Raw genomic sequence first — 15,184 nt, forward strand, 5'->3', positions numbered from 1 at the left:
AAATCGGATTCCCGATCAGTGGGAATGCAGGCTAAAAATTTATCGCGATGACGACAACGCAATTACAGCGCGAGTACCGTCACGCCCACCTCGACGCGATGCGCGCCGCCGCCGAGAATCATCCCGCGCAACAGCGATACGTCGCTGTAATCGCGGCCGATGGCGAGCGTCACGTGGTCGAGATCGGCGAGCACGTCGTTGGTCGGATCGAGGTCGATCCAGCCGCTACCCGGGCAATACACCGAGACCCACGCATGCGAAGCATCCGCGCCGATCAGCTTCGGTTGCCCCGGCGGCGGATCGTTACGCAGATAGCCGCTCACGTAGCGCGCCGGCAAACCGAGCGAGCGCAGGCAGCCGATCATCACCTGCGCGAAATCCTGACACACGCCGCTCTTCAGTTCGAACGCGCGTTCGGCGGGCGTATCGAACATGGTGGCCGATGGCTTGTACGCGAAGTCTTCGTGAATGCGGTGCATCAGGTCGATCGCGCCGGCCGCCACCGGCGTACCGGGCGGAAAGCTCGGCATCGCGTAGGCGCGCAGCGTCGGCCGCGGCACGATGTTCGGCGACGCGAAACAGAACTCGACCTCGGGCCGGAATTCGCCGCCGACATGAAAGCGCAGCGTACGCGCAACGCTTTCCCATGCCGGCGTCGCGTCGGGGTCGAGCGTGGTCCAGCGTGGCGTCAATGCAACCGTCGTTTCGCTGACCATTTGCAGACGCTCGTGCGGCGCGTCGAGCGCGAAGTACAGCACGTCGTTGCCGAACGCATCGAAACGGCTGGTTCGATACGACGGTTCCGGCTCGATGGTCTCGCTATGCGACACGACGCGTTGCCACGAGCAGGCAATCGGCCGGATGGTCGCGAGATGCTGCGCGGTCTCCACGTAGGTGGAGTAACGGTAGGTGGTGCGATGCGAAACGGACAACACGGTCGGCGCGACTTTCATGACCACACCTGCGAGGCGACCGTGCTCGCGTGACTGAAATAGCGCGCGCTGATTTCATGCGCGGCGGCGTTGGCGAAACCGCCGACCTGATCGCAGACGGTAATGAGTTGAGCGTAGGCGCCGTCTTCATCGACCGCGCAAAGCGCTTCGAGCGAGGCCAGCGACGCAGCGGGAGCCATCAACTCCGCGAACTTGCGATGCCGCGCGTTGCCGGCCGACACCGCGATTTCGTCGAGCTTCTTGCGCAAGCGGTCGTAGACACCGTAGACGCCGCGTGGATTGTCCGGCTCGATAACCAGCAGATCGAGCAACGCCGGCACCTCGAAGCGCCCGGGGTACATCGAGCGATAGGTCAGCGTGCTGTCGAATAACTGCAGCAGCAGGTCGAAGCCCGCGGGCGTCGCGAGTTGTCCATTGTCGGCGACCACCCGCACGAACGACGTCATCGTGGAGACCCGCTCGATATGGCGGCCGACGAACAGCAGGCGCCACGCTTCGTCGCGCGTCATGCGGTCGCCTTGCGCGCCGCTGATCGCCGACAGTTGCACCGACAGCCGTTCGAGCGCGTTCATCAGCGTGACGCGGTCGTAGCGGTCGCTGCGTTCACTTCGGCCATTGGTCTTTTCAGCGTTGCCATTACCGGTCGCCGCCGGCATCAGCGTCTGCAACGCGTCGCGAAAATCGTTGCGCGACGCGAGAATCGTGCGCCAGTGATCGTTCGACAAGCGGCCGCGCACTTCGCCGTTCGAGCGCGCCTGGCACTGCAGGTTCTGACCGATGCTCGACGACCCGCCGCCTTCGCTCAGATTCGCGACCAGCGCGCGTTCGAACGCTTGCGGCGAAAGCGGCGAATACAGGTCGCCCGATTGCACGAGGCCGCATTGCGTCGCGAGTTCGACCAGCGTCGGGAACATCGCGTCCGCGTCGTTGCCTTCGAGCGAGCCGAGAATCAGCCGCAACAGCCGCACGTTGTTCTCGGCGCGCTCGCCGTAGCGGCCGGCCCAGAACAGGTTCTCCGCTGCGCGGCTCGCGACCGTGCGATGCTTGCGCGCGAGGTCGGCGGGTTGCATCGGCGAAGGCAGCAGCGTGAAGGTCGAGGTGGGCTGGCTCGACAACACCCACGTATCGACACTGCTGCCGCCGAATTGCATCGACACCGTGGTCTGCCGTTCGGCGGCGAGCCGCGTGAAGCCGCCCGGCATCACATGCCAGCCGCCGTTGAAGTCCGCGATGGCATACACCCGCAGCACCGACGGACGCCGCCCGACCGTGCCTTCCTCGTAGCGCGGCGTGCAGGAAAAACGCTGCGGCTGCTGGATCGTGTAGGCGTCGGGCATCGCTTCGATACGCTCGCGCCACGACGACAGGCGCTGTCGCCCCTGCTCGATGCCAGGCGGCGCATCGCGCGCGCCCATCGGCCAGGTCGGCACGATGAAGGCTTCGTCGAGCCGCGCGAACGCATGCTCGCGCGCGGCCTTCTCGCCGCACCACCAGGTCGGCACACTCGGCAGAATCAGGTCTTCTTCCAGCAAGGTTTCGGCGATGCCCGGCAGAAACCCGTGCAAGGCCGGCGATTCCGCGAAGCCGGCGCCCGGCACGTTCGACACGATCACGTTGCCCGCACGCATGACCTGCAACAGGCCCGGCACGCCGATGCTCGAATCGGCGCGCAATTCGACCGGATCGGAGAACGCGTCGTCCAGTCGTTTTAGCACGACATGCACGCGCTCCAGTCCGTCGAGTGTTTTCAGATACAGCTTGTCGTCGCGCACGGTCAGGTCCTTGCCCTCGACCAGCGTCACGCCCAGATAGCGCGCGAGAAACACGTGCTCGAAATAGGTTTCGCTGAACGGGCCCGGCGTGAGCAGCGCGATATGTGGCGATGCGTCCGTCTTTGTCTGATCGTGCATCGTCGCCTGCGCGGCCTGCACGAGCGTGGCGATGAGTTGCGAATAGGTCGGCGCGAGCCGGCTTACGCGCAGCGCGCGGAACGGATCGGCGAACAGCGTGGAGACGATCAACCGGTTCTCCAGCGCATAACCGAGCCCGGACGGCGCCTCGGTACGATGCGCCATGACGGTCCAGTCGCCGTTCGGCGCCCGCGCCAGATCCACCGCGACCACTTGCAGGAACTGGCCGCCCGGCGGCTCGTAGCCCTTTACCGAGCGCAGATAGCCCGGATGCCCGAACACCAGCGCGGGCGGCAACTGGCCGCGCGCCAGCAGGGTTTGCGGGCCGTAAATATCGGCGACGATCGCATTGAGCAGATGCGCGCGCTGCGTCACGCCCTGCTCGATATGCGCCCACTCCGCCTCGCTGATCAGAAACGGCAGCAGGTCGAGCGCCCACGGCCGCGGCTCGCCGTTATCCGCGTAGACGTTGTAGCTGATGTCGTTGTCGCGGATCTGCTGCGCGACCGACGCGCGATGATCTTCCAGCCGCGCGATGCCGTCTTCGCCGAGCCGCTCGAAGAACTGCCGCCACGGTTCGCGCAACGCGCCCGTCGCGTCGCGTAACTCGTCCCAGTGTCCCTCGTAACCCGGCAACAGCCGCAACAGGGACGAAGCGTCCGCGCGCGTCGCGGACGTTTCGAAGGGAAAAGTCGATTGAAAGGCCAAAGTCGTGTCGATCTAAGAGGGTGTGGATGTCACCAGTAACGCAGGTCCAGAGTGAACGGAAACTCCAGACTGCGCTGCGGCATGTCGACCTCGAGCGGACCCGGCGTATGGCCCGACGCGAAGAAACGCGCACGCCGCCGGCTTTCCGCCTCGTAGGCGTTCACCGGGAAGGTCTCGTAGTTGCGTCCGCCCGGATGTGCGACATGATACTGGCATCCGCCCACCGAGCGGCCGATCCATGTGTCGACCAGGTCGAAAGTGAGCGGCGCATCCACGCCGATGGTCGGATGCAGCGCCGACGGCTGCGACCATGCGCGAAAGCGCACGCCCGCGACGAACTCGCTGACCCGGCCGGTCGGTTGCAGCGGCACCGGCACGCCGTTGACGGTAAGCACGTGGCGGTTGTCGTTCAGACCGAGCACGTGCACTTCGAGCCGTTCCACCGACGAATCCACGTAACGCACCGTGCCGCCCGGCGACCCCTCTTCGCCCATCACGTGCCATGGTTCGAGCGCGTTGCGGATGGTCAGCGAGACGCCGTTCACCGTGGTCTCGCCCACCAGCGGGAAGCGGAACTCGAAGTGCGGCGCGAACCAGCTGCTGTCGAACGCATAGCCGGCCTGATTCAGCTCGCCGAGCACGTCGTCGAAATCCATCTTCACGAAGCTGCCGAGCAGGAAGCGGTCGTGCAGTTCGGTGCCCCAGCGCGTGAGCCGCTGCGTGTACGGCGTGTGCCAGAAGCGCGCAACCAGCGCGCGCAACAGCAGTTGCTGCACGAGACTCATGCGCGCGTGCGGCGGCATTTCGAAGCCGCGCAGTTCGAGCAGGCCGAGCCGGCCGGTCGGACCGTCCGGCGAATACAGCTTGTCGATACAGAACTCGGCGCGGTGCGTGTTGCCCGTCACGTCGATCAGGATATTGCGCAGCGAGCGGTCGATCATCCATGCCGGCAGGTTGGCGCTTTCGCGTCCGCCGAGCAGATCGATCTGCCGTTGCAACTCGCGGAACGCCACTTCCAGTTCGTAGACCTGGTCATTGCGCGCCTCATCGACGCGCGGCGCCTGGCTGGTCGGTCCGATGAACAGCCCGGAGAACAGATACGACAGCGACGGATGGTTGTGCCAGTACGCGATCAGACTCGCGAGCAGGTCGGGACGGCGCAGGAACGGACTGTCGGCCGGCGTCGCGCCGCCGAGCACGAGGTGGTTGCCGCCGCCGGTGCCGGTGTGGCGGCCGTCGGTCATGAACTTCTCGCTGCTCAGATAGCTTTCCGCGGCGGACTGATACAGGTACTCGGTGTGATCGACCAGTTGCTCCCAGCTCGCAGCCGGGTGGATGTTCACTTCGATCACGCCCGGGTCCGGCGTCACCTGCAACAGTTTCAGACGCGCGTCGCGCGGCGGCGGATAGCCTTCGAGCACGACCTGCATGCGCAGTTCGGCGGCGCTCGCTTCGACGGCGGCGAGCAGGTCGAGATAGTCGTCCAGCTCGGTGAGCGGCGGCATGAACACATGCAGCAGCGTATGGCCGCTGCCGAACGCGTCGGTCTCGGCCTTCGGACCGGCGGCCCGCTTCGGATCGCGCGCTTCCACGCAGATCGCGGTGCGGATGGTTTCCTTCGACGAGACGCCGCGCGCGGGCGCCTTCGCGTCACTGCCGTCACCTGCGCCGGTGGCGCTTCTGGCGCCCGGCGCGAGGGACGACAACGCCCCGCTGCCCGCCATGCCGCTCAGTAAATCCGCCGCGGACGACGACCACGCCGCCGCATGCCGCGCATCCGCGTTCGTCAGGCTGCGGTTCGTGCCGTCGTACTGCATGCGCAACTGTGCGGCGGCGCGCAACGGCACCGGCGGCGCAAACGGATCGTGCGCGTGCTGATACGGATAATCGGTCTTCGACACCCACGGCAGCGAGTCCAGCGGCAGACGGTAGCCCATCGGCGAATCGCCCGGAATCAGGAACATGCGCTCGTCGCGCAGGAACCAGCGGCCGCTGACCCACTTCGGCGCTTCGTGCGGCACGTCGCGCTCGCGGCCGAGCGGCAGCACATAACCGGTCGGACCGTTCAGGCCCGAGTCGAACACGCGGCGCAGGCGCACGCGTTCCAGTTCGTCGTCCAGACGCGCGTCGAGCGGATCGACGTTGACCGGCAAACGGCGCTCGCGCCACAGGTAGTACCAGACGTCTTCGAAACCCGGCAGGATGTTGTCCTCATCGAGCGACAACTTGCTTGCCAGCGTAGCCAGGAAGCGTTGTGCGTCCGCCGCCGTGTACTTGCCCGGCGCGCGTTCGTCGCCGAACAGCGACGGGTCGTGCCAGCACGGCTCGCCGTCGGCGCGCCAGTACAGCGACATGGCCCAGCGCGGCAGTTGCTCGCCCGGATACCACTTGCCCTGGCCGATGTGCAGGAAGCCGTTCGCGCCGTACTCCGTGCGCAGCTTCTCCATCAGCGCGACTGCGTAGCCGCGCTTGGTCGGGCCGAGCGCGTCGGTGTTCCACTCGGCGGCGTCGCGGTCGCGCACCGCCACGAAGGTCGGCTCGCCGCCCATCGTCAGGCGCACGTCCATGTCGTTGAGCTGGCGGTCCACCTGCTCGCCCATTTTCAGCACGTCCTGCCAGACCGCTTCGGTGTACGGTCGGGTCACGCGCGGCGTCTCGAGCACGCGCTCGATCGTCATGATGTGCTCGAACTCGACTTCGGATTCGTCCACCGCGCCCGAGATCGGCGCCGCACTGCCCGGTTCGGGCGTGCAGGCCACCGGAATATGCCCTTCGCCGGCGAGCAGGCCGGAGGTCGGGTCGAGCCCGATCCAGCCCGCGCCGGGCAGATACACCTCGCACCAGGCATGCAGATCGGTGAAGTCGACTTCGGTGCCGCTCGGGCCGTCGATGGATTTGACATCGGGCGCGAGTTGCAGCAGGTATCCGGACACGAAGCGCGCCGCCAGCCCGAGTTGCCGCAGTGTTTCGACCAGCAGCCAGCCGGAGTCGCGGCACGAGCCCGACGCGTTCACGAGCGTTTCTTCAGGCGTCTGCACGCCCGGCTCCATCCGGATCAGGTAGCGGATATCGCGTTGCAGCCGCTGATTCAGTGCGACCAGAAAGTCGGCGGTGGCCACCGGCGTGCGGTCGATACTCGCGACGAACTCGGCGAAGCGCGGCGTCATCGCCCGCTTGATGCGGTACGGCGCCAGTTCCTCGGCAAGACCGGGTTCGTAGTCGAATGGAAATTTTTCGGCCGACGGCTCGAGGAAGAAGTCGAACGGGTTATAGACCGCCATCTCAGCGACCAGATCGACGGTCACCTTGAATTCGCGCGTCTGATGCGGGAACACGAGCCGCGCCTGATAGTTGGCGAACGCGTCCTGCTGCCAGTTGATGAAATGGTCCGCGGGCTCGACCCGCATCGAATAAGACAGAATGGGAGTCCGGCAATGCGGCGCAGGCCTGAGACGCACGACCTGGGGCGACAGCGATACCAGCCTGTCGTAGCGGTAATGTGTGACATGATTCAACGCGACGCGTATGGACACACGTGACTCCTGGACAAAGGTTGGCAACCCGCCAAAAAGCAAGCTTCATGCCGTTGTTGGAACAAACACGAAAAACCGCTAGAACGGCCCGTACTCCGCTGATTTCCACCGGTTGCGAAGTTTGACGCATCGCACGGTCGCCGGCTAGAACCGATCGCGCGGATTTGCACCGCCGTTTTCAGGCGCGCGCACCAAAGCGGCGCAACGCGCATGCACGATCATGCACGAATTCTGCGTTAAAGCAGTGACGTCTGATCAATGCGGCACGACGCTTGCGAGGCAACCTCGTTCTTGCGGGGATCAGCGGGTGCCGTGTACGTGCGCTCCACATCCGGCAGCAACGGATTTCGCGGCCCGACACCGACGCCCGAACCAGCCGGCGCGCCCCGCCGCGCGGCATGCACCATCAAGGCGCCGCACCCTGCTCCACGATCGCCATCTACTCTTCAGGCTCGACCGATGAAAACCTTTCACTGCAATTGCTGCTCGCACCTCGTGTTTTACGAAAACGTTCGCTGTGAACGTTGCGAGTCATTGCTTGGCTACGTGCCCGAACTCAGCGAGATCAGCGCTTTCGAAGACGCCGGCGACGGCCAGTGGCGCAGTCTCCATCCGAAGTCGGACGGCGCGCTGTTCCGCCAGTGCCACAACTACGCAGTCGAAAACGTCTGCAACTGGATGATTCCCGCCGAGTCGCCCGACCAGCTTTGCCGCGCCTGTCAGTTGACGTTGACCATTCCGAACCTCAGCGCGCCGGACAACCGGGTCTACTGGTACCGGCTGGAAATGGCGAAGCGGCGGCTGTTGTACACGCTGGCCGAACTCGGACTGGACGTGAAGTCGCGTCAGCAGGATCCCGAGCATGGTCTGGCTTTCGAGTTCCTCGAGGACGGCGGCGACGGCGCCAAGGTTTTGACCGGCCACGACAACGGGCTGATCACGCTGAACATCGCCGAGGCCGACGACGCTTATCGCGAGAAAGTGCGCACCGCGATGGGCGAGCCGTACCGAACGCTGCTCGGCCACTTCCGGCACGAGACCGGGCATTACTACTTCAGCCAGCTGGTCGAGGACAACCCGCGCTGGATCGAACCGTACCGCAAGCTGTTCGGCGACGAAACCGTCGACTACGGCGAAGCGCTCGCCACTCATTATCGCGATGGCGCGCCGGCCGACTGGCAGACCTCGTATATCAGCGCGTATGCCACGATGCATCCGTGGGAAGACTGGGCGGAGACATGGGCGCACTACATGCTCATCGTCGACGTGCTGGATACGTCGACCTCGTATGGGTTGGCGCTGCTGCCGGAAGATCCGAGCGAGCCGACGCTCAACGACCGCACGCCCGTGGAAGACGCGAGCTTCGATAACCTGATGAAGCGCTGGTTTCCGCTCACGTATGTGCTCAACAGCCTGAACCGCAGTCTCGGGATGGCCGACGCGTATCCGTTCACGCTGGCCACGCCGGTGGTGGACAAGCTGCGCTTCGTGCATCGCGTGATCGCGGCAGCGGGCGATACGTCGCAGCCAAGGGAAGCGGCGGCGCCTGCTGGAGGGGAAGCGGCTCCGGCACCGACACCGGCTCCGACACCGGCTCCGACTCCTGAAACGGCTCCGGTGGCGGCTGCAGAATCAGCCCCGGTTGCGGATGCGCCGGTTGTCGCAGATGCTGTGCCGCCGGTCGCGAACGAAGCGCCGCCGCAAGCGCCTGCACCTATGCCCGCGCCCGCGCCGGTCGAGAACACCGCACCGCCCGTCGAAGGCGCACCGGTGAACGATGTCCCCGTCGCCAACCCGGCACCCGTTCCTGCACCTACGCCTGCACCTGCACCTGCACCCATCGCGCCGCAGTAACGGTCTATCCACGATGGTCCGCATGAAAAAGCCCGCGACCGGTTCTCCCGGTCGCGGGCTTTTTAGCCATCACGCTTGCACAACCAAAGAAACTCAATACGCGACGTAAGGCCCCGTGCCGCCCGGCGTGGTCTGCTGCTCCACTGCCGCATACACATTACGGCCGTAGAAGAACGGCAAACCCCAATCGAAGATTTTCGAGGTCACGTACGCAGGCCCTGCCAGCAGCGGCAACGCCAGATCGCCGGCATAGGTCTGCGAGATCGTCGTCGCGTTGCCGACGCTGAAATCCACCGCGCTCGTCACGCCGTTCACGCCTTCGATCGTCGCGCTCAGTTGCTGCGTCGAAGCCGGGCAATAATACGCGTCGTTCGCTCCCGTGCAGGCCGTCAACGCGCTGGTCTGGAAGAACAGTCCCGTCGAGCCGCTATCGAGAATACTGCTGCCGTACGTCGTACCGTTCTGCACCGTGGTGAAGGTGCCGTTCGACGGACTCACGCCGATCACCTGCGCGCTACCCAACGAATTGTTGGTCTGCGTGCCGATGCCGAACACCAGTTGCCCCGTCACCGACTGCGCGCCGCCCGACACCGTCGGCAAGCTGAGAATCGAACCGTTGTTGTCGGTGCTGAAATACGGAATCGGATTAGCGACCTGGTAGGTCTCGGCGAGCGGGATCGACGTGCAGGTCGAGCCGGTGCAACCGTAATAGGTGCCCGGAATAGCCTGAGTTACGCAGTTCGCGCCGCAATCGTGCTTGAACACACCGATGCCGAGAATGCCATTGGCCTGCAAAGAAGAAGGCGTGTTACGCGCCGCGCCCAGGTTCGTGCAACTCGACGGCGCCGACGCATAGTTCGGGTCGATCACCTGAATTGGCAGCGATGCGGCTTTCTCGCCGGCAATCTGCAGATCGGCGAGTTTCACCGAGCCCCACGTGTAGCCGTCGAAGAACTGCATGCACTCGGCGACCAGATTGCCCGACGCATCCTGCTGTTGCGGCAGCGTCATCGAAGCGGGCAATTGCGAAGCAAAGATGCGCACGCCCCACGAACCCGTATCTACCAGCACGTGATCGATGGTCTGGCAGTTGGTCGTGCCCGGTGCGCAGATCGTGATGCTGACGAACGGCATATTGGGCACGTTGCTGACGCCCGCATCGACGGTGACGCGCACGGCGTTGGACGCTACCACCTGTGGCGACGGCGAGGTATTCGTCACCGTGGGCGCGGCCGTGCCGCTGGTCGCCGTACCCGCGCTGCTGCTCGAGCCGCTGGAACCACCGCCGCCACCGCCGCAAGCGGTGACCACCACGGCGAGCAACGCAGCGCTCAACACGGTGCCGAGCGTGGAAAAAAACGAAGACTGATGACGCATGACCGGCTCCGTCGAAAGATTACTGGATGACGCCGACATCGACGCCCGTAGGCACCGCTTGCGGCAGATAGGCATGACCGGCGAAGGCGCGCAGATGGCCGCTGGAATACACGACCAGGTCGCTGCTGGAGACCGCGAGCGGCGTACCGCGACGCGTCGTCGTTGCGCTCACGTAGGTATCGAACGAGGAGCCGAGCATCGACTTCAGATCGGGCAAGGTCGGTCCTTCCCATGCCACGCCGAACACGATGCCGCTGGGCGCGACGTACTCGCGCACCACGGTGCCGGAGGGTAGCGTCAGCAGATTCACCGAGTACGCGCTTTGTGTAGTCGCGGCGCGTGCCACGGCGTGAAGGCGTGTCTGATCACTGTCGACGGAGCTGACGTTCTGGCCGAGAGTGGCGTGCGCGGCAAACGGCAGCGCGCAAGCAGCCACGAGCATTGCGCGAGCAATGCGGGTAGAGAGCATCGGTTTCAAGAGATTTCCTTCGAAGTGAAACGCTCGTGGCCAATGACAGTGATGCGACCACGAACGGGAATTCAGGGGCGCAGTCTCGAGCGGCGGGGCCGGTGCGGCATTCACGTCGCTTGGGTTGCGTGAATGCGTCTACGGAGTGGCGGCGGGAAACTTTAGGGATCGATCGAACGGACGGCAATCGTTTGCGAGCCGATTTAAACCGTAAGGGCACGCAAGGTCGTTCGATGTCGTTCGAGGTTTCCGAAGCGGATCGCCGAGGGACGGCGCTTCGCAGGATGTTTTTGCGACCGGAGTCGTTTGAAGCGAACGGGCAGGTCAAGCGGCCGTTCTGCTCGAGAAAAATATCGATGGCAACGGTCTTGTTTCACTCAATGTAAGCGTGCGCTTAATAATGAGTGGCAAACCGGCGTTCGAGGTGCTGACAAAGCGCTCAGGTCAACATCGAAAAAAATGCCGCGAGCGACTCGGCGTCGTTCACGGCATCTCTTTTTGCGAACCTTTAAATCGCAGAATGCGAGGTACAGGTCCCCTTATTTCTTCTGTTGCTGCAGGAGCGATTTAAGCTCGTGCACATTTTCTTCTACGCGTTTCGCGATCACCGCATACGACTCGGCTTGGGTCTGATACGCCGCTTGCGCAAGTTGCTGCATATCGGCGAGCGACTTGTGCAGACTCTGCTGGATCAGCTCGGCAGTCTTCGGGGAAGGCGCAGCGCCACCCGCGGTCAACTGACCCGTGAGCGACTGCAATTCGCTTAACGTCGTGCGCAACATGTCAGCCTGTTTCTGCGCGAGCGTCTGCATGCCCTGAAACGCAGTCTGATTCGCCTGAACCAGCGCTTCCACGTCCTTGCGGCGCGCTTCCATGATGGCGGGTACGTCGAAACCGGGGAGCTTGAACTGCTCGAGCATTTTGGTGAAATCGCCAAACGGATTGGCGGCGTCAGGTCGGTTCATGCGAAATCCTCCTTAACGGTTGAATGATTACGCGCCGGCGGTGCTGCGTCGTCGCTGCATCCCGCAGGGTGCTGACGACGCATCCGCCATTGGCATCGCGTGTGTCGTTCGACGGTGGAAACAGCAGGTGCTTCTGGGGTCGGACGGCACAGTGGGCTCATCATGCGCTATCCGGCAGCATTGCGCCACCGGGCACACCCTGACATCCGCGAGACTGTCCGCAAGGTTCGGTAAGGTAAGCGCAAGCCCCCGTAACCCATCGATCCGCCGGCTCGTTTATCGTGGCTGACGTTCCGGCGCACCGTTGCGCCGGCGCAGTTCGACGGGAGCAACACGATGAAGAAAAGTATTTTTGGCGCGGCGCTGGCCGCCGTATTGACGATGGTCGCAACGGCCGCCTTCGCGCAGGAAGCACCGCAGGCACCGGGCGGTGCATCGATGCACGGCGAACCGCAGCATGGCGGCCACGGCGAACACGGCGAAGGACCGCACGAACATGGTCCCATGGGTCCCGGTTTCGCGGTGATCAACGACCTCGAACAATTGCGCCGTCTCTATGCGATGACGGGTCACGAGAGCGACATCATCGCCGTGTATCACGACGTGCTCAACAAGACTCAGGACCCGATGCTGCGCCACTTCGTGTACGACTCGCTCGCTCGCGAGCAGTTGAAGCCGGCTAATCCCGATGCGGCCATCGCGACACTGCGCACGAGTCTCGCCGAAGACCTCGTCGCTGCGAGCAAGCCGCCGCACGGCATGCCGCCGCCGCCCGCGCAATAAGCCGCTAATTGCACGCACCGCCCGACGCGACGGACGTCCTGCACCACCTGGCGCCTGTTCGCATATAGCGTTGGCTGGGCCACACTGCAGCTTCACTGCCCCCTAGTCATCCTGCGTCAGGTGACTAGGATTAAGGCACTCCGCAACGCCTGTGTGCCTGGTGAAGAATGCGCTATCCGTTCAATCTGGCCGTCGCCGCCGTTCTGCTCGTTTTCGTTCTGTGCTGCATCGTCAAGCTCGCCTTGAACTGATGCGTCGCACTGCGGCGCGTCGGCGCACGCAGACTTCCCACTCGTTGTCCCGGCCGCCCGTTGCATGCATGACATCGCACGAAACAATTGCGCGATGGAAGTCTCCTGTCGATACGACGATACTGCGCTTCGCCTTCGCCTCCCGGGCGAACGCTTCACATCGCAGCTTCACATCGCATTCACATCGTCGACGACAGGATGAACATGCCGACTTCAACGAACTTCCTCAAGCACCACGCCGCCCGCCTCACCTGCGCCGCCGTGGTCTGCTGCAGCGCGCTCCTGACCGGCTGTGCCGGCAGCAAGATTCACGACACCAACGAGTTCAGTTCGGAACCGCACGCACGGCCCGATACCATCTACGTCTACGCGTTCGATTGCGATCCGGCGCAAGTGAAGCTCGACGGCGGCGTCGTGGAGAAACTGGCTTCGCATATGAGCAGCACGTCGATCGCACAGAAGCAATCCGCCGAAGCCACCGCGATGCGCGAGCAGGTCGCCGACGAGATCGTGCATCGACTGCAGAAGATGGGGCTGAACGCGTTGCGCTCGGACACGCCCGCGCCGCTCGCGCAGAACGCGTTGCTGGTGGAGGGCCATTTCGATTCGATCGACTCGGGTAATCGCGGCCGGCGCATCATGATCGGGCTCGGCGCCGGTCAGAGCGAAGTGATCAGCTCCGTGCAGATTCTGTATAAACCGGCGGGCAGCGACCCGCGTCTGGTGCAAAGTTTCAGCGCCAGCGCCGACAGCGGCAACGCGCCGGGCATTGTCGAGACGGCGGGCGTCGGCGCACTGGCGGGCAGCATTGCGACATCCGCTGCAGTGGGCGCGGGCGTGCATACGTTCGACGAGACCAAACGCGCGAACGTGTCGGCGGACGCGGCTCGTCTTGCCGATGCCGTGGCGCGGCAGGTCGGGCAGATCGGCGTAGACCGGGGCTGGCTCACGACGAAGAATCTGAAGGGGTGATACTCGAGTGAAGCGTGAGATGAACACGCCTCCCCGGCTCACGCGAACTCAAGCTTCAGCGCTTGCTCGTGTAGCGCAGCCACACTCCGTCGTGTTCGGTTTTTTCCACCGAAGCCAGCTTGAGATACGCTGGCGCCTGCCATTTGTCCATTGCGACTTCGAACGACGACGGATGCTCGCTGCGCGCATCGACCAGCGGCAGGATCAGCACGCTGACTTCGTCGACGAGACCCGCGTTGACGAACGTGCCGCTCACATGCGAGCCGCCTTCCACGATCAGCTTCTTCACACCGAGTTCGCGCGCGAGCGTCTCTACGACGTGGCCGAGATCGATCTCGGTCTTGCCGCCGAACACGTAAGACACGCCAATCGATTGCAAGTAAGCGAGGTAGTCGTCGGGCACCGCTTCGGTCAGCACTTCGACGATGTGCGACTTCAGCGCCGTATTGCTTTTCCACGCCACGCGTCCTTGCGGGTCGATCGAAATGGCGTACTGATCCGCCTTGCGATCGACGAAATGATCCTTGCGCGGCACCGTGCCTTTCGCAAGTCCTTTCGGATAATCGGTGCCGTGCGAGATCTCCTGCATCGTCACGCGGCCGCAAATCCAGCCGTTCGCTTCGAAGCTCGCCGCAGTGGTTTCGTACAGATCGGAAGCGAAGTCGAGATGCCAGCCGTCGGTGAGACTGCGGCCATCGAGCGAGGACATCATGTGAACGACGATATAAGGTTTCATGCGTCTAGCCTCCTTGGCAGGTTGTGTGAACCTGTCAGCAAGGGGCGTTCCGCCGGGCTAATGCGGGCTTGTTGGCGAGGGCGCCTGAGACGTTGGGGTCGCTGGGGTTGCCACACCGTCCCAATGCTGGGCGAGCCGCAACAGACCCGGCAGCAACACAGCCCAGCCGATACTCAGGGTCACCCACGCGGCGACCGGCCGTTCGACATGCACCGCGCCGAGCGCCGCACCGGCGCGAAACGACAACGGCCCGGCGATCGCGCCAAGCAGCGCGGCCCACACCACATGTCCGCGCAGCCACGCATACACCACGTTGAACTGGATTGCAAAAAGTGCCCACAGCGCGCAGAGCCAGTACGGCGCGAGCCCGTTTATCCAGGCGCCGCTCGGGTAGCTCAACAAACCGGCATCGACCACCAGACTCTCCCACGCCAGCCCGATTGCAACGGTCACCGCAACGAGCCGCGCTTCGCGCCGGGGCGCGGGCACACGTGTCAGATGCCAGGCGAGCGCGCAGGCCGCGAACAGCACGCCGAGCCAGCCTGCCCGATGCGCGCCGCCCAGCACGCAAACGAACCAGCCCGCCTGACAGACCACGAAGTAGAGTCCGGTTTCGAAGCGATGCCCGTGAGGAGCGCGCATGGCGGTCAGCCAACCACCGCGATTACCCCGG

Annotated in this window: 10 protein-coding genes and 1 pseudogene; 3 read left to right on the top strand and 8 right to left on the bottom strand. The window is 64.3% G+C overall.

Translation table 11 applies throughout. The features are described from left to right. Positions 1-62: 62 nt before the first annotated feature. The 3 genes from FQ746_RS13310 to FQ746_RS13320 are packed head-to-tail and all read right to left on the bottom strand — an operon-like array spanning position 63 to position 7,104. Positions 63-953 carry a transglutaminase domain-containing protein gene (locus FQ746_RS13310; protein WP_144109855.1) on the bottom strand — a complete coding sequence of 297 codons (891 nt, stop codon included), beginning with the start codon at positions 951-953 and terminating at the stop codon, positions 63-65. Further along, positions 950-3,571, bottom strand: coding sequence for a circularly permuted type 2 ATP-grasp protein (locus tag FQ746_RS13315; RefSeq protein WP_144109856.1), 2,622 nt, complete (start codon positions 3,569-3,571; stop codon positions 950-952). Before FQ746_RS13315 ends, FQ746_RS13310 begins: the two co-directional genes overlap by 4 nt. Before the next feature lie 29 nt (positions 3,572-3,600). Further along, complete coding sequence (locus FQ746_RS13320) at positions 3,601-7,104, bottom strand: DUF2126 domain-containing protein (RefSeq protein WP_144109857.1); 3,504 nt, start codon at positions 7,102-7,104, stop codon at positions 3,601-3,603. Positions 7,105-7,563: 459 nt separating this feature from the next. Between FQ746_RS13320 and FQ746_RS13325 the strand changes: the two are divergent. Continuing rightward, a pseudogene (locus tag FQ746_RS13325) lies at positions 7,564-8,628 on the top strand (putative zinc-binding metallopeptidase); the annotation flags it as partial. A 423-nt stretch (positions 8,629-9,051) separates the two neighbouring features. Here FQ746_RS13325 and FQ746_RS13330 read toward each other — a convergent pair. The 3 genes from FQ746_RS13330 to FQ746_RS13340 form a co-directional block, all read right to left on the bottom strand. Then, on the bottom strand, positions 9,052-10,335 hold the full coding sequence (locus FQ746_RS13330; protein ID WP_144109858.1) for a DUF3443 domain-containing protein: 1,284 nt from the start codon (positions 10,333-10,335) through the stop codon (positions 9,052-9,054). Between the two features lie 19 nt (positions 10,336-10,354). Beyond that, complete coding sequence (locus tag FQ746_RS13335) at positions 10,355-10,804, bottom strand: DUF2844 domain-containing protein (protein WP_144109960.1); 450 nt, start codon at positions 10,802-10,804, stop codon at positions 10,355-10,357. Between the two features lie 539 nt (positions 10,805-11,343). Beyond that, on the bottom strand, positions 11,344-11,769 hold the full coding sequence (locus FQ746_RS13340) for a phasin family protein (RefSeq protein WP_144109859.1): 426 nt from the start codon (positions 11,767-11,769) through the stop codon (positions 11,344-11,346). A 336-nt stretch (positions 11,770-12,105) separates the two neighbouring features. Between FQ746_RS13340 and FQ746_RS13345 the strand changes: the two genes are divergently transcribed. Both FQ746_RS13345 and FQ746_RS13350 read left to right on the top strand, forming a co-directional pair. Then, positions 12,106-12,552: a hypothetical protein gene (locus tag FQ746_RS13345; protein ID WP_144109860.1), complete on the top strand. Its 447-nt coding sequence runs from the start codon at positions 12,106-12,108 to the stop codon at positions 12,550-12,552. A gap of 455 nt (positions 12,553-13,007) precedes the next feature. Next, on the top strand, positions 13,008-13,775 hold the full coding sequence (locus tag FQ746_RS13350; protein ID WP_144109861.1) for a DUF4410 domain-containing protein: 768 nt from the start codon (positions 13,008-13,010) through the stop codon (positions 13,773-13,775). A 55-nt stretch (positions 13,776-13,830) separates the two neighbouring features. Here FQ746_RS13350 and FQ746_RS13355 read toward each other — a convergent pair whose 3' ends face one another. Continuing rightward, positions 13,831-14,511 (bottom strand): dihydrofolate reductase family protein, encoded by a 681-nt coding sequence (locus FQ746_RS13355; RefSeq protein WP_144109862.1) that lies wholly within the window; start codon positions 14,509-14,511, stop codon positions 13,831-13,833. Positions 14,512-14,568: 57 nt separating this feature from the next. Beyond that, a complete protein-coding gene (locus FQ746_RS13360; RefSeq protein ID WP_144109863.1) occupies positions 14,569-15,153 on the bottom strand; it encodes a DUF2878 domain-containing protein in 585 nt (194 codons plus the stop codon). Between the last annotated feature and the right edge of the window lie 31 nt (positions 15,154-15,184).

The organism is Paraburkholderia sp. BCC1886, assembly GCF_900996245.1.
Classification (GTDB): Bacteria; Pseudomonadota; Gammaproteobacteria; order Burkholderiales; family Burkholderiaceae; genus Paraburkholderia.